19 protein-coding genes and 1 riboswitch are annotated in these 15432 nt (G+C 56.1%); of the genes, 5 read left to right on the top strand and 14 right to left on the bottom strand.

Going from position 1 to position 15432, the window contains the following annotated elements; all coding sequences use genetic code 11:
- Nucleotides 1-2: 2 nt before the first annotated feature.
- From EDC90_RS02050 to EDC90_RS02035, 4 genes are all read right to left on the bottom strand, one after another.
- Nucleotides 3-1007 (bottom strand): ABC transporter substrate-binding protein, encoded by a 1005-nt coding sequence (locus EDC90_RS02050; protein WP_132308035.1) that lies wholly within the window; start codon nucleotides 1005-1007, stop codon nucleotides 3-5.
- Entirely contained in the window at nucleotides 922-1779 is an 858-nt protein-coding gene (locus tag EDC90_RS02045; RefSeq protein ID WP_132308033.1) for an ABC transporter ATP-binding protein, read from the bottom strand. The genes EDC90_RS02050 and EDC90_RS02045 overlap by 86 nt, the downstream gene beginning before the upstream one ends.
- Nucleotides 1772-2566, bottom strand: a complete 795-nt coding sequence (locus EDC90_RS02040; RefSeq protein WP_132308031.1) for an ABC transporter permease — start codon at nucleotides 2564-2566, stop codon at nucleotides 1772-1774. The genes EDC90_RS02045 and EDC90_RS02040 overlap by 8 nt, the downstream gene beginning before the upstream one ends.
- 18 nt (nucleotides 2567-2584) lie before the next feature.
- The gene (locus EDC90_RS02035) at nucleotides 2585-3196 is read right to left on the bottom strand and encodes a YkoF family thiamine/hydroxymethylpyrimidine-binding protein (RefSeq protein WP_132308029.1); all 612 of its coding nucleotides are present in this window, start codon (nucleotides 3194-3196) and stop codon (nucleotides 2585-2587) included.
- Nucleotides 3187-3300, bottom strand: a riboswitch (TPP riboswitch). Its footprint overlaps the gene before it by 10 nt.
- Nucleotides 3301-3497: 197 nt before the next feature.
- Between EDC90_RS02035 and EDC90_RS02030 the strand changes: the two genes are divergently transcribed.
- From EDC90_RS02030 to EDC90_RS02020, 4 genes are all read left to right on the top strand, one after another.
- Nucleotides 3498-3869 carry a hypothetical protein gene (locus EDC90_RS02030; protein WP_132308027.1) on the top strand — a complete coding sequence of 124 codons (372 nt, stop codon included), beginning with the start codon at nucleotides 3498-3500 and terminating at the stop codon, nucleotides 3867-3869.
- Between the two features lie 70 nt (nucleotides 3870-3939).
- Nucleotides 3940-4557 carry a copper chaperone PCu(A)C gene (locus EDC90_RS02025; protein WP_132308025.1) on the top strand — a complete coding sequence of 206 codons (618 nt, stop codon included), beginning with the start codon at nucleotides 3940-3942 and terminating at the stop codon, nucleotides 4555-4557.
- Nucleotides 4558-4568: 11 nt separating this feature from the next.
- Nucleotides 4569-4745, top strand: a complete 177-nt coding sequence (locus tag EDC90_RS20795) for a hypothetical protein (protein WP_165972707.1) — start codon at nucleotides 4569-4571, stop codon at nucleotides 4743-4745.
- Between the two features lie 177 nt (nucleotides 4746-4922).
- Nucleotides 4923-6239, top strand: a complete 1317-nt coding sequence (locus EDC90_RS02020) for a GGDEF domain-containing protein (protein WP_165972706.1) — start codon at nucleotides 4923-4925, stop codon at nucleotides 6237-6239.
- A gap of 5 nt (nucleotides 6240-6244) precedes the next feature.
- Here EDC90_RS02020 and clcA read toward each other — a convergent pair whose 3' ends face one another.
- On the bottom strand, nucleotides 6245-7600 hold the full coding sequence (gene clcA, locus EDC90_RS02015) for a H(+)/Cl(-) exchange transporter ClcA (RefSeq protein ID WP_132308020.1): 1356 nt from the start codon (nucleotides 7598-7600) through the stop codon (nucleotides 6245-6247).
- 218 nt (nucleotides 7601-7818) lie between these two features.
- Nucleotides 7819-8868, bottom strand: coding sequence for a lipoyl protein ligase domain-containing protein (locus EDC90_RS02010; RefSeq protein WP_132308018.1), 1050 nt, complete (start codon nucleotides 8866-8868; stop codon nucleotides 7819-7821).
- 191 nt (nucleotides 8869-9059) lie between these two features.
- Between EDC90_RS02010 and EDC90_RS02005 the strand changes: the two genes are divergently transcribed.
- The gene (locus EDC90_RS02005) at nucleotides 9060-10544 is read left to right on the top strand and encodes a pyruvate kinase (protein ID WP_132308016.1); all 1485 of its coding nucleotides are present in this window, start codon (nucleotides 9060-9062) and stop codon (nucleotides 10542-10544) included.
- A 10-nt stretch (nucleotides 10545-10554) separates the two neighbouring features.
- Here the strand turns inward: EDC90_RS02005 and folD are convergent, their stop codons facing one another.
- The 8 genes from folD to EDC90_RS01965 form a co-directional block, all read right to left on the bottom strand.
- Entirely contained in the window at nucleotides 10555-11454 is a 900-nt protein-coding gene (gene folD, locus EDC90_RS02000) for a bifunctional methylenetetrahydrofolate dehydrogenase/methenyltetrahydrofolate cyclohydrolase FolD (RefSeq protein ID WP_132308014.1), read from the bottom strand.
- Nucleotides 11455-11575: 121 nt separating this feature from the next.
- A complete protein-coding gene (locus tag EDC90_RS01995; RefSeq protein WP_132308012.1) occupies nucleotides 11576-12061 on the bottom strand; it encodes a F0F1 ATP synthase subunit B in 486 nt (161 codons plus the stop codon).
- Between the two features lie 3 nt (nucleotides 12062-12064).
- Complete coding sequence (locus tag EDC90_RS01990) at nucleotides 12065-12634, bottom strand: F0F1 ATP synthase subunit B (protein WP_132308010.1); 570 nt, start codon at nucleotides 12632-12634, stop codon at nucleotides 12065-12067.
- 187 nt (nucleotides 12635-12821) lie between these two features.
- Nucleotides 12822-13049 (bottom strand): F0F1 ATP synthase subunit C, encoded by a 228-nt coding sequence (locus tag EDC90_RS01985; RefSeq protein ID WP_018063478.1) that lies wholly within the window; start codon nucleotides 13047-13049, stop codon nucleotides 12822-12824.
- Nucleotides 13050-13137: 88 nt separating this feature from the next.
- A complete protein-coding gene (locus EDC90_RS01980; RefSeq protein WP_132308007.1) occupies nucleotides 13138-13890 on the bottom strand; it encodes a F0F1 ATP synthase subunit A in 753 nt (250 codons plus the stop codon).
- Between the two features lie 70 nt (nucleotides 13891-13960).
- Nucleotides 13961-14302 (bottom strand): AtpZ/AtpI family protein, encoded by a 342-nt coding sequence (locus EDC90_RS01975; RefSeq protein ID WP_132308005.1) that lies wholly within the window; start codon nucleotides 14300-14302, stop codon nucleotides 13961-13963.
- 273 nt (nucleotides 14303-14575) lie between these two features.
- A complete protein-coding gene (locus EDC90_RS01970; protein ID WP_132308003.1) occupies nucleotides 14576-14851 on the bottom strand; it encodes an HPr family phosphocarrier protein in 276 nt (91 codons plus the stop codon).
- Nucleotides 14852-14865: 14 nt separating this feature from the next.
- Nucleotides 14866-15267 carry a PTS sugar transporter subunit IIA gene (locus EDC90_RS01965; protein ID WP_132308001.1) on the bottom strand — a complete coding sequence of 134 codons (402 nt, stop codon included), beginning with the start codon at nucleotides 15265-15267 and terminating at the stop codon, nucleotides 14866-14868.
- Nucleotides 15268-15432: the final 165 nt, after the last annotated feature.

The following is a 15432-nucleotide window of genomic DNA, read 5'->3' as shown; positions in this document are numbered from 1 at the left end:
CCTTATTCCGGCAGGTAGTCATTGGAAAAATACGGAGTGAAATCCGGTGCGTCCGAGATCGTGGCGCCGCTTTCATCCTGCAACACGCCTGCCTCTGTCAGATAGGCGCCCAGCGCGTTGAACCGTTTCGGGTCGATTGTGCCGATCGTGCCGTCTTCTGCGATCAGGTAGCGGCCGTCGACGAGCGCCTCCATTGAGCCATGAACCAGTGCAGCGTTGGTGAGGACCGATGGATTTGCCTCCATCAGAATATCGGCGGCTTTGTCCGGGTTTTCCGCGGCCCAGCGATAGCCTTCCAGTGTTGCTGCCAGAAAGCTTCTGGCCGTTTCCGGATTGTCATTGAGATAGGCATCAGAAGAGATAATCATCGTTGTCTGCTGGCCGGGAACACCATAGTCCGAATAGGTGAAAGAACGCTGCTCCTGTCCTTCCAGCGCGGCGTTGACGCCCTCCCAGGTGGCGATATCGAGTGTGAAATCAACCTGACCGTTGGCGAGTGCTTCATAGGCCGATGTGCCAAGCGTTACGGTTTCAAAGTCGCCGTCGCCGCCGTCATTGATGATCATGTCGCGGACGATTTTGTTCCAGATGCCGCCGAAGCCTGCAAAAACCTTGCCGTCGAGATCTTTTGGCGACTGAATGTCTTCCCGGTCAGCATTGAAAACCAGCCGCCCGGTCTCATGCTGGACGATGGCATAGACAGCTTTGATATCAGCGCCTGCTGTCCGCTGGGTGATGACGGCGATTGGACCGGCAATACCGAAACCGGCGATACCGTTCGAAACCAGCGTACCGGAAGACGTGTCGGAATAGGGAAGGATGTCAACATCCAGCCCGGCCTTGTCGTAAAAACCTTCGGCCTTTGCGACATAAAGACCGATATGGTTCGTGTTCGGCGTCCAGTCGAGCGCAACGGTGACGTTATCCGCAGCATGCGCGCCGCCGGTCAAGGTCATCACTGTCATCAGAATTGCGGCCTGTGTCAGGGCGTTTGAAAACCGTTTCATAGGGCTGTTCCTTTCCGTCATTTTCGTTGACAAGGAGGGTGTTCAGAATTTCACTTTCAACGGCGCGTGCTTCTGCGCTGGCCATATCCGCCAGACTGCGCGGGCGCGGCAAAGGCACGTCAAAGGTGCGGAGAACCTTTGCCGGGCGTGGGGACAGCACGTAAATCCTGTCGGAGAGGAACACAGCCTCACGCACATCATGGGTGATCAGAAGCGCCGTCCAGCGCTCCTTTTCCCACCGGGCTTCCAGAAAACGCTGCATTGATGTGCGGGTGAGGGCGTCAAGAGCCCCGAAGGGTTCGTCGAGAAGCAGCATGTCGCGTTGCTGAACGACGGTACGCATCAGTGCAGCGCGCTGGCGCATGCCACCTGAAAGGGCCTGCGGATAGTGCTGCTCAAAGCCTTTCAGCCCGAAGGTCTCGAATAGTGGCTCAACCTGTTTACGCGCATCGCGCCGCTTCATGCCCTGCACTTCAAGGCCCAGCGTCACATTGTCGATCAACCGGCGCCACGGCATCAGCGCATCGCGCTGAGGCATGAAGGCAAAATGGGTATTGGGAAAGGTGAGCGGCACGCCCCCGAAATTTATCGTGCCGCTCACCGCTCTGTCGGCGCCGGTCAAAATCTTGAAAAGGGTCGATTTTCCGGCACCCGACGGGCCTAAAACACTGACGAAACTCTGCGGTGCGACATCCAGAGACAGGCCGTCCAGCACCTGAAGGTCACCGAAGTTCTTCGAAACGTCGGATATGGATAACAGCGGATCAGTCATTGACGGGCCTCCAGCGAACAAACAGCCGCTCGATGAGGACTGTGAGCCCGAACAGTGTGAGCGTGAGGGCGGCCGAGATGAAGACGGCGGCCAGAACAAGATCGGGGCGGAAGGAATTCTTGGCATTCAGAATATAGATGCCGAGACCACGCGCTGCGCCTGCATATTCGGCAAAGATGGCACCAACGACAGCATAGGTGATTGAAATCCTGAAGCCGGCAAAGAAATAGGGAAGTGCCGCAGGCAGGCGCGCGCGGAAAAACACACCGAAGCGGCTGGCGCCCATGGAATAAAGCAGGTCTTCGATTTCCTGCTCACTGGCACCGTAGCCGCGCAGCCATGCGACCAGCATGGGGAAAAAAGTGACCAGTGCGACCAGCAGTATTTTTGGCATCAGCCCAAAGCCGAACCACAAAACCACCAGCGGAGCGATAGCGACCAGCGGTAGCGTCTGGCTGATAATGAAAAGAGGCACAAGCGCCTGACGCATCAGCCTGGAGAAATCGAGCACGACCGACAGAACGAAGGCGGCCATCAGCGAGAGTGCGAAGCCGAACAGCGTCGCTTTGATCGTCGGAATGGTGTTGCTGATCAAGGCTTCACGGTTGATCCAGGCCTGGTCTGCAATGCGCGAAGGGGCAGGCAAGGTGGTCGGGCGGATGCCGGAAACGCGCGCATATGTTTCCCAGATCAACAGCAGAGCGATGACAGCGATGGTTGCCGGAAGCGCACGGGACAGTTTGCGGCACCACAGGAAGTGGTGTCCGCCCGGAAGAGGCATGGACATGATTTTCTCCGGAGCGGACTACTTCTTGAGGCTGGGGCTGTTGGCCGAAATCGTAATGTCGAGCGCGACATGTCCGGCGGGTGAGCCAAAGCGAATGAATGCCTGATGCAAAGCTTCAAAAACAGCCGAACTGTCACCGGATAGCTTGGTACAGAAGTTCTTCGATTTCGCGAAAACGCCTGCCTGCTTCAGGAAGTCGATGCAACCATAAACCTCGTCCATGTGGATCGTGGCGCCGGGCACATAAAGTGAGAATTGCCCGTCGGCACGCAAGCCTGAAGCGGGCGTCTGCCGGACTTCTGTCATTGCCTGTTGCTGGCGTTCCTCCAGCGGCCCGAAGGTTCCGGCATCAAGCGGCCCGGCGCAGATCGGATCATCCGGCTCGCCGGGGCAGCCCCGGGAAACTGTGGCATGAAGCACGGCATGGTGGCCTGTTGCCGCCGCGCTGTCGAAAAGCGCGTGCATCGCGTCGAAAAGCGCCTCATGCGGGCCGACCATCAGTGTTGAAACATCATCCGTCTCAATTCTGAGCTTTTCTGCGAAAGGATCCATCGCCCTGACAGCATCAAGGATGACATCGACGAAACCGTCGGTCATGGGATAGAGAGAGACTTGTGCACCGGAAAACATGTTTGACCTCGCTCCGCTGGCATTACCCAGATCAGCTATAGGGTCAGAAGGTTTGCCACCTTCAATCTCAGCCCCGGCAATACGGAGCCCCCCTGTGAATGAGCCGGACGCTATCACCAGCTTCGGGCGCTTGCAAGGGCCTGTTCTTGTTTTTGTCGCGCTGCGGCATAACAGCCCGCTCTGGCCTCTGGTGCCGCAGGTTGCTTGCGCGAAAACCGGCTTTCTGGCAAAAGCTTGTGCTTTGTCAAGAATAGCAATCCGCAGACAGGTACTGCTAAGGAACGCCACAGAGGTGCGCTGCGTGACCGCACATTCTATCAGAGCCATATTGAAAGAACTGGCGGCTGCGCTGGCCATGGTGGCAGTGTGCGCGCTGGTGTTTTTGCATCAGCCGTTTTCTCCCGCTATGGCGGATGCAAGAACGGCAACTCTGGCTTTGTCTGAAATCGCGCCTGACTTGTGTAGTGGCGGAGCGGTGAGCGATGGTCCATCCAATCATGGAACCTGCCATGCCTGTCGCCAGAAGACTGTGCTTCTTCCCCCGCCGCCTGAAAAGGCTGGACCCGCTTATGCTGGCTTTGTGGCGTTTTTTATGACGCTTCAGCATGATGCGGTTCCCCATTCGGTTTTTTATTGTCAGTACCGTTCGCGTGCGCCACCTGTTTCCGTTTGATCCTGCACACGAAGAGGGCGCTTGCCCAAAGTCAACGAAAATCACGATATGATTGAACGGAGTATTCACCATGAATGCATTCGCGAAAGGCCTCGGCTTCTTGAGCCTTGCAACACTTTCATTCACTGTTCCCGCTTCCGCCGGAACGGTCATTGAACACGGAAATCTGGAATATGGTGGCACTGAAACCGCCCCGATGATGATCCTTGCGGCTTCGGTGAAAGCGAAAGACGTGGCATCGGAAAATGCGGTCAAGGCAGACGGCCTGGAAATCACCGGCGCTTTTGCCCGCGCAACTTTGCCCGGTGCACCGGTTGGCGGCGGGTTTGTGGTGATTACCAACAATTCCGATGACGATGACAGGCTGATAGCAGCAAGTTCGAAGGCCGCCGGTATGATGCAGCTGCACAACATGCGCATGGAAGGCGATGTCATGAAGATGTACCGGATGGCCGATGGTGTTCCTGTCCCGGCGCATTCTACGGTGACGCTTGAGCCGGGTGGTATGCATATCATGTTTATGGAGCTTGCCGGCCCGCTTGAGGAAGGCTCGACGGTGGATGTGGATCTGACTTTTGAAAAGGCCGGAAGCATTACTGTGCCTTTTGAAGTTAAAGGCATTGCTGCCGGTCGAATGCACATGGACAACATGAATCAGAACGATAGCGCATCAGACGACGCTGAATGATGGACTGATCGATGCGGAAAGAAGGCAGCAAACCAGCCTTCTTTCCTAAAAACTCCTTGAGAGTCATCTGCCTGGTTGAAACGCTGCTGGAACAGCCATTTTGCTCCGATAAAATCCAGTTTGATTTTCTGCTACCAGTTTTGGTTGCGCGCTTTGCGCGCCCGCTTTTTCTGATGCGCGTGTTTTGACGTGGACATGGTCAACGTTTGCTGGTTATTGGGCACAATTGTGCGCAATGGCGCGTTTCTCTTTAAATCTGTTGTGACCGATCGCTTCCGGTAGGGGAAAGCGAAACTGTTCCGGTCCCCGGAAAACACTTGCCTTTGTTGCCATATGCACCAAGGGCAGAAATGAGAGCGGATCAGATGAACCAGTCAGGTGATGTGACAGCTTTGATGCGGTGGTTTCGCAGTTTATCGCTGCGTGTGTGGCTGGGTGTCGGCATGGCCGCGGCCCTTTTGCCGCTCGCTATCGTCGCGGTGATCGGTTATGTCACTTTTCACAATCAGATCTCGCGTCCGTTTCGCGATGTTGTGAACGCGCAACATCGCATTCTTGTTCCTTTGGAACGCATTCATAATGAGCTTTGGGATATTTCGGCAGCGGTCAACGATTTCGCCGAAGAGGGCAATGAAGCCTATCGGCGTGCGTTTGAGGCTACCGAGCGAGAAGTGGCCGTTCAACTGAAAGAGCTAACAGCCGCTGTTGAGGATCATGACCGTTTTCAGCCGATTCTGACCGGCGTTCAGCAGCAGTGGTCGCAGCTGCTCGAAACCGCCTCTCAGATAAAGGCAGGCAATCCGGCCGATGCCGACCCGGCGCTGCACCGTTTCGAGGATGTGATTGCCGAAACCGCCAGACGCTTGGGCGATATTTCGGAGACAGTGCGCATCGATACTGAAGCAAGCCATGCTGCGGCGTTAAACGCTTTGGCTCGGCTCGAAATGATCGCGGCGATCGGTGGAACGCTCGCCGTTCTTTTTGCCGCTGCCGGGATCTATATTATCGACAGAGCGCTGATCAACAGTACCGATAAGCTGGTGGACGGCGCTCTGCGCATCGCCGCCGGTGATCGTGATCGGGATATCGATGTTCAGGTGCCGCCTGAGCTGGCATCGGTTGCCGATGCCTTCAATGTGATGACCAAGCAGATCATCCAGCAGGAGCACGCCCTCGCCAAAGCTGCGCGAACAGACAGCCTGACCGGTCTTTTGAACCGGCGTGAATTCGACCGACTGCTGGCAGAGCGTGAGCAGGAAGCTGACGAAAAGACAAAGGTTTTTGCGCTGCTTATGCTGGATGTCGACCATTTCAAAGACTTCAACGATGAGTATGGTCACATTGCCGGTGATGAGGCGCTGAGGCAAATCGCAGAAACCATTCAGTCTGTTGCAAGGCAGGACGATATTCTCTTCCGTTATGGTGGGGAAGAATTTGCAATGCTCCTGCCTGACATCGGGCCGGGATCTGCATTTTCAGCTGCAGACCGTGTCCGAAAGGCTATCGATGAACAAGGCGTCAGGTTGCCAACCGGCGAATGGCATCGGATGACTGTCAGCGTCGGGGTTTCTGTCTACGGGGCCAACGAGTCCGATCCTCAGGTGCTTAGCCTTGCCGATCAGGCGCTTTACAAAGCGAAATCCAGCGGTCGCAATACCGTGAAAGTGTCCTGGTCTGGCTAAAGCCACTATGCCAGCCCTGAATGTTCCGGTGTTTTCTGATCTGACCGGGGGGTAAGCCCGGCCTGTTTTAAAGTGCGCTCCAGCAATTGCTCGTAGATCGGGTTTCCGCCAAGCCATTGAGCCACAACATTTGCAGTCAGGCATGTCGCAATCAGCGGCATGGTCATTGTGTATGCGCCTGTCAGCTCCAGTGTCAGTGCGACGCCGACCACGGGTGCGCGTACCGAGGCTGAAAACAGGCCGCCCATTGCTGCAATTCCGAAAGCAAGCGGTACAAGACCGGCTTGCGGCAGAGCCGCCTCCAGTGCTGAGCCGAACAGAAGACCGGTGCAGATTGCCAGCGCCAGCATCGGTGCGAAAATGCCGCCCGGTGTGCCGGCCGAATAGCTGCCGACCATCGTGAAGTAGCGCAGGAACGCCAAAACCAGCAGCATGGTGAGTGCCGGTGGATTGTGGCCGACGATGTTGATGATGTGCTCACCGCCTGTGACGGAAAGGGGCATCAGGATGAAAAGAGCGCCGACAGCCAAACCGATGATGGCGGGAAACAAGTATGGCACTTTCTTGTGGAGTTCGGCAGCAACAGCAGTGGTGCGCATCAGCCCGGCATTGAGGATCACGCCGATGAGACCAAGCACACAGCCAAGCACGACGAAGGCAGGCAGCAATATCAGGTCCGGCGTTGCAACGGACATGGCAAAATCGGGCGCTTTGCCGCCGATCACTTCTGTCATCACGGTTGAAAGCAGAGCGGCGACAATCACGCCCATATAGGTGCGGAAAGTGTAGGGAAACTGCTTGTGCGTTTCTTCTACGATGAAAAGGATCGCCGCCAGCGGCGCATTAAAGGCGCAAGCCAGACCCGCAGCAGCGCCGGCACCCAGCATACCGCGTCGCTCCACATCACTGACCCTGAAGAAGTCAGTTGTTGCTTCTGCGATGGACGCGCCGATATGGATCGTCGGGCCTTCACGGCCCAGCACGAGACCGGACGACAACGCGCCGACGCCTGTTAAGAATTTGACGGGCAGAATACGTTTCCACCGCACCTGCCTGAGGCCCTGCATGGCACCTTCGATCTCCTGCACACCACTGCCTCCGGCCTCTGGCGCATAGCGTTTGACGAAGAATACAGAAACAACCGTTATGGCGCAGGTTATCAGGGCGGCGGAGATGACCAGAAGTGGTCCTTTGACAACTTTTGAAAGCTGTTCTGGCCAAAGCAGCAGGTGATCAATGAAAAGATGAAAGAAGGAACCGATGGTTCCGGTCAGGACACCGGCCAGAGCAGCCAGAAAAATATAGCGTGCCTGTGCATATCGATTGCCGGGCCGATCAACCAGAGCCGTTGGGTCTTCCATAAAACTTACCTGCCTGCTGCGGGGCGTATGCGATCGTTTTTCAAAATGCGCTGCATGCCCCCTCTCAATAGGATGCCAGCCGCGTCTGATAAACAGTTAAAAGTGACACGCTTTTTGAAAAAAAACATGTTTGGCCCACACGGCCCCGATGTATTTGCAAGCAAAGCAGACAAGCGTTTGTCTGTCCAGCAGGCAATTTCCAGCGGGACCATGCGCCTTCAGGGAATTGTGTTCAGCCATTCTTCCGTCGCGAATTTCTCGGCAGCGCGCCTTTCTGCCGCTGAATATTCCTCGGCTGTTATCGCGCCTTCTGCCCCGCCGTTCAGATCTGCGAACGTGGCTTTCATACGATCAATCACCTCCCTGCGGGCCAGGCCGGTCTGGCTTCTGACCGGATCAACGCGTTTGGCAGCACTGGCTGTGCCCTTATCGGAAAGTTTTTCACGGCCAATGCGCAAGACCTGCATCATCTTTGCCGCATCCATGTCATAGGCCATGGTGACGTGGTGCAGAACGGTCCCGCCCGCATAACGCTTCTGTGCCGCGCCGCCGATCTTGCCCTTTGAACTCGAAATATCGTTGAGCGGCTTATAGAAAGCGTCGACACCGAGTTCGTTCAGCGCTTTCAAAACCCAGTTATCGAGGAAGGCATAAGAGTCAGCAAAGCTCATGCCGTCGACAAGATCGCCCGGTGCGTAGAGAGAATAGGTAATCGCGGTGCCCGGTTCGACAAACATTGCGCCGCCACCGGTGGCACGGCGAACAACTTCAACACCGAGTTCACGCGTGGCTTCCAGATCGACTTCGTTCTTGAGTGACTGGAAGCTGCCAATGATGATGGCAGGCCTTTCCCATTCCCAGAACCGCAATGTCGGAGCACGCCGGCCTGCGGCAACCTCGCGTGCCAGGACATCATCGAGTGCGATGTGCATGGCTGGGGAAACCGCTTTTGAATCAATGATCTGCCATTCAAAATCGCGCCAGGTTCTGGCAACTCCTAGAGCGCGGCGAACGGCAATGGCAATGGATTCCAGGCTGAAGCCGATCAGGGCCGCTTCAGGCCTAAGTTTCGCTTTCATGGTGTCTGTCAGCGTTTCGGCAGATGCGTCTGCCCTTAGCCCTTCCAGTGCGGAGCGGATATCGGCAAGGGCCTCGGGCGGTTCCAGGAAGAAGTCTCCGGAAATCTGAACATCGGCCAGCTTGTTATCGCGCACTTCGAGATCGGCGATAACCAGTTTGCCGCCGTGAACCTTGTATTCGCCATGCATTAATGCGCACTCCCTGCCATCGTTTATCTGACTTCGATTGTTTGTAACTGTCTTACGCATGCCTTCAGGCCGCGCGCAAGAACCAAAGCGTCTCTGCGCTTGTGTTGGGGCTTGTGTTGGGACGCCGGTCTGTCATGGAAAAAACGCTAAAATCGCGTAGATTCATACAGGTCGTAGCAGGAGGCAAAAACATGGACCAGTTCGGGCATATTTCAGAAACTGATGATATATGGCGACTTGCTGAGCAGGTTGAAGCCTTGCGCGGGCTTGTCGTCACCGAGGCTTCGTTTATTCTGAAAAGCTTCGGCCCGGAAGCAGCGGCCATGCCGGCCATTCAGAATCTTGCTCATTATCTGGCGCTGCGCCATCATGATCTCAGGCCGCTTCAACGGGTTTTGATGCGTCACGGGCTATCCTCGCTCGGTCGGCTGGAAAGCCGGGTTCTGCCGACGCTGGATGCGGTTCTTGTCGCGATCTCGGCCCTTGCAGGGCGTGAAAGCCCGGTTCCGTCGCCATCATCAGCGCAGTTTTTTGCAGGCGAGGCACAGCTGGAACATGCGACCGATCTCATGTTCGGGATGCAGCCTGTCTTAAGGCGCAGCCGCATCATGGTGACCCTTGAAACAAAAGCCGCAGAAGATCCGGGGTTTGTCCGTGACCTTGCTCAGCGCGGAATGGATATCGCACGGATCAATTGTGCGCATGATAATCCGGATGTCTGGCGGGCAATGGCGAAGAATGTCGAGGCGGCGGCGAAAGCCGTCGACCGGAAAATAGGCGTGCTGATGGATATCGCCGGGCCAAAAATCCGAACGGAAAAAGTTGTCACCGCCGAAAAGAAGGCGAAGGCGAAGGTCGGGGACCTTATCCGTCTGGTGACCGCATCCGAACCGGCCTGTGACAACAATGTCAAATTTTGTGCCTCCGTCTCTCTGCCGCAAATGGTGACCCGGCTGAAAGTGGGAGATCGTGTTCTCTATGATGACGGCAAGTTGCAGACTGTTGTGGTCAGTCTCGGTGATGGCGAAGCGCTGGTTCGCGTCGATCGGGCCAAGGCAGGCGGCGCAAAACTGAAACCCGAGAAGGGCGTAAACCTGCCTGATACCGCACTCGGCCTCTCGCCACTCACCGATAAGGATTCCCACGACCTGCTCAGCGTGATCGAATGTGCCGATATGATCGGCTATTCATTTGTTTCGCGCCCGGAAGATCTGGACCTGCTTGATGAGAAGCTGATGGTTGAGGCAAACCGAAATCCCGGCATAGGCGTGGTTGCCAAGATCGAACGTCCCGAGGCAGTGAAGAACCTGCCGGGGTTGATTGCGCGTGCTGCAGGCAGGCGTGACTTCGCGGTGATGATCGCGCGCGGCGATCTTGCTGCCGAAATCGGCTTTGAGCGTCTGGCCGAAATGCAGGAAGAGATACTCTGGATTTGTGAAGCGGCCTGCGTGCCGGTGATATGGGCAACGCAGGTGCTTGAAAACCTGGTCAAAACCGGTGTGCCGTCGCGCGGCGAAATGACGGATGCCGCCATGGGCGCGCGTGCCGAATGCGTGATGCTGAACAAGGGAGTGGCGATCGCTGACGGGGTCACGACGCTCGACACAATTCTCAGGCGTATGGATCAGCATGTCTTCAAGAAAACGCCCGAACTTCGGGCGCTGAAGAGCTGGTAAAGCATGGCGTTTAAAACGCCGGTGCTTCGAGACCTGATGCGCGATAGGCGGCGATCACGGTGTTGGCCATCAACATGGTGATCGTCATCGGGCCAACGCCGCCGGGAACCGGTGTGATGGCGCCTGCAACAGCTTCACAGGCGGCGAAGTCAACGTCACCGAGGAGCCGGGTTTTGCCTTCTCCACGCTCAGGCGCTGGAACGCGGGTGATGCCGACATCAATCACCGTGGCGCCGGGTTTAACCCAGTCCGCCTTCACCATTTCCGCGCGCCCGGTTGCCGCGACCAGAATATCGGCCTGACGGCAAACACCAGCGAGATCCTTGGTGCGTGAGTGGGCCATTGTCACAGTCGCATTGGCCATAAGGAGTAGGCGACCCATCGGGCGGCCGAACAGGTTTGATCGTCCGATGACGACTGCGTTCTTTCCGGAAAGGTCGTCCCCGAGAACCGAGCGAATCAGGATCATCGCACCGGCCGGTGTGCAGGAGATCAGTCCGGTTTTCATGTCGCCAACGGCTAGTTTTCCGGCGTTGACGATTGAGAGCCCATCGACATCCTTTTCCGGACGGATCATCTGGATAACCGGGAACTCATCAAGGTGTGCGGGAAGCGGTAACTGAACCAGAATGCCATGAATGGCGTTGTCGTCGTTCAGCTCGGCCACAACGCTTTCAAGCTTTTCCTGAGTGGTATCAGCGGGCAGTGTGATCTGAACAGAATGAAAACCACATTCTTTGGCACGTTTGCCCTTGGCGGTGACATATGTATGGCTGGCGGCGTCATCACCGACAATCACAACAGCGAGGCCAGGTCTCGTGCCGGTGCTGTTTTCCAGATCCGTTGCGGATTGCTTCACTCTCTCAATGACGGATGCTGCAATTGCCTTGCCATCAATACGTTGCGCCATCTGACCACTATTCCTCAGGCTCTTGCTCCGCGAGAAGCGGATGCTACAAACAAAAACGGCAAGCGCCGAAGCGCTTGCCTGTAACTCATATCCGGAAATGTGACCTTTCCCGGTCAGCCATTCAGTTCAGGCGCGATTTGACTTCGTCAACCGACTTGTTGAACAGCTTGGACTGAACCGCAGGTGTTGCCTTCTTTTCCAGAACAATTCGTGCAGCTTCGACGGCGACATCCACAGCTGCACCGCGAACGGCCTCAACAGCCTCAGCTTCAGCCTGACGGATTTTCTGCTCAGAGAAAGCCGTGCGGCGTTCAACATATTCCTTCGTCTTCTGCCGGGCTTCTTCCTTAATGGACTGAGCCTCACGCTCTGCAGCGGCGACAATGTCCTTGGCTTCGTCTTCGGCTTCACGACGCTTGCGCTGATACTCTGCAAGAACATGCTGGGCTTCTTCGCGCAGACGCTTTGCTTCGGCCAACTCGTCACGAATCTGATCCGCACGCGAATCAAGCGACTTCAGAAGAATGCCGGGAACCTTGAAATAGGCAACGACAATAAAGAAAAGAATGAGGCCGACGAATGCGTAAAATGTTGCGTCTAAAGTCATGGATCAGGCCTCCCTTGCGGTCGAAACCGCCGCTTCAACGTCACCCTTGGCAACACGGCCGCCAATCAGATGGGTTACGATCTCGGTGGTTGTTTCCTGAGCGATGGCGCCAACTTCCTTCAACGCTTCTTCGCGAACGGCCTGAATACGTTCATTGGCTTCGGCAAGCTTGCCGGCCAGTTCTGCTTCCAGCTGCTCACGTTCTGCATCCGCTTCGGCACGGGCTTTCTCCGCTGCGGCTGCGGAAATTGAACGGGCTTCGCTGCGAGCCTGTGCCAGTTCCCGCTCGTAAGCGGCCACGGCTTCATCGGCCTCGTTGCGCAGCCGTTCGGCTTCATCGAGATCCTGAGCGATGCGGTCATGGCGATCTTCAAGGATACTGCCCACCCGCGGAACGATGACCCGCTTCATGACCAGATAGAAAATACCAAACGTAATCGCCAGCCAGAGAATCTGCGAAGGAAACGTCGCAAAATCGAAGGGCGGAAAAACCGCAGCCTCGTGTTGCTCAGCCTGCTGGATCGCAGTTTCTGTAGAATGTGCCGTCTCAGCAAGAGCCGGGGTCACAAGCATGCTCGCCTCCTGACGCATCGCCCAGAACCGAATTTATCCGTCTGCAACGAGGCGCGATTTCAAAGTTAAGGCGGTTCAGATCATCAATCCCGTGAAACGGAAGCATCTGGCGCCCATATCTTCGGCAATAAGGCCTCGGCGCTGCCTGAGCAGTGCGCCGGGGCCAGACTGTAGAACCGTTCAGAACTTAAACGGCGAACAGCAGGAGAAGAGCGACGAGCAGCGAGAAGATGCCCAGAGCTTCTGTCACGGCAAAGCCGAAGACCAGACGGCCGAACTGGCTGTCGGCGGCAGACGGGTTGCGCAGTGCGCCGGTAAGGTAATCACCGAAGATGCGGCCGAGACCCATGGAGGTGGCGCCCATGCCGAGGCATGCAATACCTGCACCGATGAACTTTGCTGCTTCCGCTTCCATAAATGAACTCCTTCGAAATGGGTTGTTGCGGCTTAATAGCGGTGTCGGCCCGAGCTGTCCAGCCAAGCCGACCGACTTAGTTTATTTCCTAGTGATCGCCTGCATTGACGGCATCGTTGAGATACATGCAGGTCAGCACGGCAAAGACGTAGGCCTGCAGGAAGGCCACTAGGAATTCCAGCGCCGTCAGAGCGACGGTCATAGCCAGAGGCAGGATTGCGCCCCCGGTTCCGATCGTGCCGATCGCACTCAGCGAGACGACAAATCCGGCGAAAACTTTAAGCGTGATGTGTCCGGCCAGCATGTTGGCGAAAAGACGGACAGAAAGGCTGATGGGGCGCGAGAGAAACGAAACGATCTCGATCAGCGTCACGAGCGGCAGAAGAACAGGCGGAATTCCTGACGGTACGAAGACTTTGAAGAAGCCGAGGCCGTGCTTGTAAAGACCGTACCCTACGACTACTGCCATCACCATAATCGCCAGTGAGAAGGTGACGATGATCTGGCTGGTCACGGAGAAGAAATACGGGAACATGCCAATGAGGTTTGCTGTCAGAAGAAACAGGAACAGCGTCAGGACGAACGGGAAGAAAACCATTCCCTTCGTTCCGGCGCCCTCGCGCAGCATGGAGGCGACAAACTCATAAAGAAGCTCGGCAATCGACTGTGTGCGTGACGGGATCAGGCCGCGCTTGGCTGTTGCCAGATACATAAAGCCGGCAGCGGCGCCGACCGTGACCGCCATGAACAGTGATGCATTGGTGAAGGAAAGGTCCAGCCCGCCGATATCGATCGGTACGATGTTATGGATCTGAAACTGATGGGTCGGATCGTTAGACACCTGTGCTCTCTCTTCTCGTTTTGCCCGCACATCCGGCTTTTAAAAAGCCGGTTCAATCGCGAAACCAGTTTTACTTCTTGTCTCGTTTTATCCGGTCTTCCGGCTCTACCACAAGACCAACCGAGCGCAATATGTTCAAAATGCCGGCGCCAAATCCAAGAAGAAGACACACAATCATCCCCCAGGGACTTGTTCCGGCGAATCGATCCAGAATATAGCCAAGCATGAAACCAACGAAGATGGCGGATATGAACTCATTTGAGAGTTTTAGCCCCCTGGACATTTCCCGGCGGTCGTTGACCTTTTCCGGTTTGTCCGATCCCTCGTCCGTTTTCTGGCCGCGCCTTTGCCCCAGTGCGCTTGCCAGCTGCTTGCGGCGTTCCTCCAGTTCGTCTTCACCGTCCTGCATCATGGCTCATCTGCCTGCTAAAAAACATCTTAAGCTTTCGAAAGCCCCGAAGCCCTGAGTTTTTCAACCGCGATCAGCCCTCGTCTCAAGTCGGGGGCAACATAGTTTTAGAGATTTTGCTAGTCAAGCTATTCGAGTCATAAACGCACCGCCTGCGGACACGTCAGTCCGGGCGATCGAAAAGGCTGCGTTTTGCGGTCAGACGCAGCGCCTTACCGAAGCAGCCTCGCATTGAAAACAGGCCGTCTTGAATGCCCGCTATCACATCGCGATATTTCAGCTTTCCTCGCCGAATTTTGCCTCGATGAGGTCGGCAATTGCGGTGATGGCGGCTTCGGCATCATGGCCCTCGGCAGCGACAGATATCGTGCTGTCAAGTCCGGCTGCCAGCATCATCAGGCCCATAATGGATCCACCGTCAACACTCATGCCGTCTTTGGTCACGGTAATGTGTGCGTCGAACCGGTCGGCCATATTCACGAATTTTGCCGAAGCACGGGCGTGAAGGCCGCGTCGGTTGATAATTTTGATATCGCGGGAAACCGTATTCATTCAGTCGCCAGGTCCTATTTGCCGCTTAAGACGCGGCTGGCGACATTGATATATTTGCGTCCTGCGTCCTCTGCTTCTGCCAGTGCCTTGGCCATGTCGTTCTCGCCGCGTACGGCGACCAGCTTGATCAGCATCGGCAGGTTAACGCCGGCAATGACTTCGGTCTTTCCGCTGGCCATGATTGAAATAGCCAGATTGGAGGGCGTGCCACCGAACATATCCGTCAGAATGATTACGCCGTTGCCGCTGTCTGCTTTACCAACCGCTTTGAGAATATCATCGCGGCGGTGATCCATGTCATCTTCCGGGCCGATCGAGATGGTTTCGATCGCTTCTTGCGGCCCGACAACATGTTCAACGGCCAGCCGAAATTCTTCTGCAAGTCCGCCATGGGTCACAAGCACCAGTCCGATCATATGCGTTTCGCTCCCTTCTGAAGCACGGATCCGCCCGTTTCATGGGGCATTGCAGTGCTCCAACTGCTGGATTTTTCGCTGCTTTTCGCCCCCAGCAGCGCCTTCGGCGTTCCTGAGCGGAAGGCCGCCGACACAGGAGGCGGCAAACAGACTTATAGAATACGC

It is taken from the genome of Martelella mediterranea, from assembly GCF_004342225.1.
GTDB classification, from domain to species: domain Bacteria; phylum Pseudomonadota; class Alphaproteobacteria; order Rhizobiales; family Rhizobiaceae; genus Martelella; species Martelella mediterranea_B.
This window is presented reverse-complemented; position numbering and strand designations above follow the sequence as displayed.

Coding starts and splice junctions, on each gene's coding strand:
- EDC90_RS02050 (WP_132308035.1), bottom strand. CDS start 1,007: ATGAAACGGTTTTCAAACGCCCTGACACAGGCCGCAATTCTGATGACA.
- EDC90_RS02045 (WP_132308033.1), bottom strand. CDS start 1,779: ATGACTGATCCGCTGTTATCCATATCCGACGTTTCGAAGAACTTCGGT.
- EDC90_RS02040 (WP_132308031.1), bottom strand. CDS start 2,566: ATGTCCATGCCTCTTCCGGGCGGACACCACTTCCTGTGGTGCCGCAAA.
- EDC90_RS02035 (WP_132308029.1), bottom strand. CDS start 3,196: ATGTTTTCCGGTGCACAAGTCTCTCTCTATCCCATGACCGACGGTTTC.
- EDC90_RS02025 (WP_132308025.1), top strand. CDS start 3,940: ATGAATGCATTCGCGAAAGGCCTCGGCTTCTTGAGCCTTGCAACACTT.
- EDC90_RS20795 (WP_165972707.1), top strand. CDS start 4,569: ATGCGGAAAGAAGGCAGCAAACCAGCCTTCTTTCCTAAAAACTCCTTG.
- EDC90_RS02020 (WP_165972706.1), top strand. CDS start 4,923: ATGAACCAGTCAGGTGATGTGACAGCTTTGATGCGGTGGTTTCGCAGT.
- clcA (WP_132308020.1), bottom strand. CDS start 7,600: ATGGAAGACCCAACGGCTCTGGTTGATCGGCCCGGCAATCGATATGCA.
- EDC90_RS02010 (WP_132308018.1), bottom strand. CDS start 8,868: ATGCATGGCGAATACAAGGTTCACGGCGGCAAACTGGTTATCGCCGAT.
- EDC90_RS02005 (WP_132308016.1), top strand. CDS start 9,060: ATGGACCAGTTCGGGCATATTTCAGAAACTGATGATATATGGCGACTT.
- folD (WP_132308014.1), bottom strand. CDS start 11,454: ATGGCGCAACGTATTGATGGCAAGGCAATTGCAGCATCCGTCATTGAG.
- EDC90_RS01995 (WP_132308012.1), bottom strand. CDS start 12,061: ATGACTTTAGACGCAACATTTTACGCATTCGTCGGCCTCATTCTTTTC.
- EDC90_RS01990 (WP_132308010.1), bottom strand. CDS start 12,634: ATGCTTGTGACCCCGGCTCTTGCTGAGACGGCACATTCTACAGAAACT.
- EDC90_RS01985 (WP_018063478.1), bottom strand. CDS start 13,049: ATGGAAGCGGAAGCAGCAAAGTTCATCGGTGCAGGTATTGCATGCCTC.
- EDC90_RS01975 (WP_132308005.1), bottom strand. CDS start 14,302: ATGATGCAGGACGGTGAAGACGAACTGGAGGAACGCCGCAAGCAGCTG.
- EDC90_RS01970 (WP_132308003.1), bottom strand. CDS start 14,851: ATGAATACGGTTTCCCGCGATATCAAAATTATCAACCGACGCGGCCTT.
- EDC90_RS01965 (WP_132308001.1), bottom strand. CDS start 15,267: ATGATCGGACTGGTGCTTGTGACCCATGGCGGACTTGCAGAAGAATTT.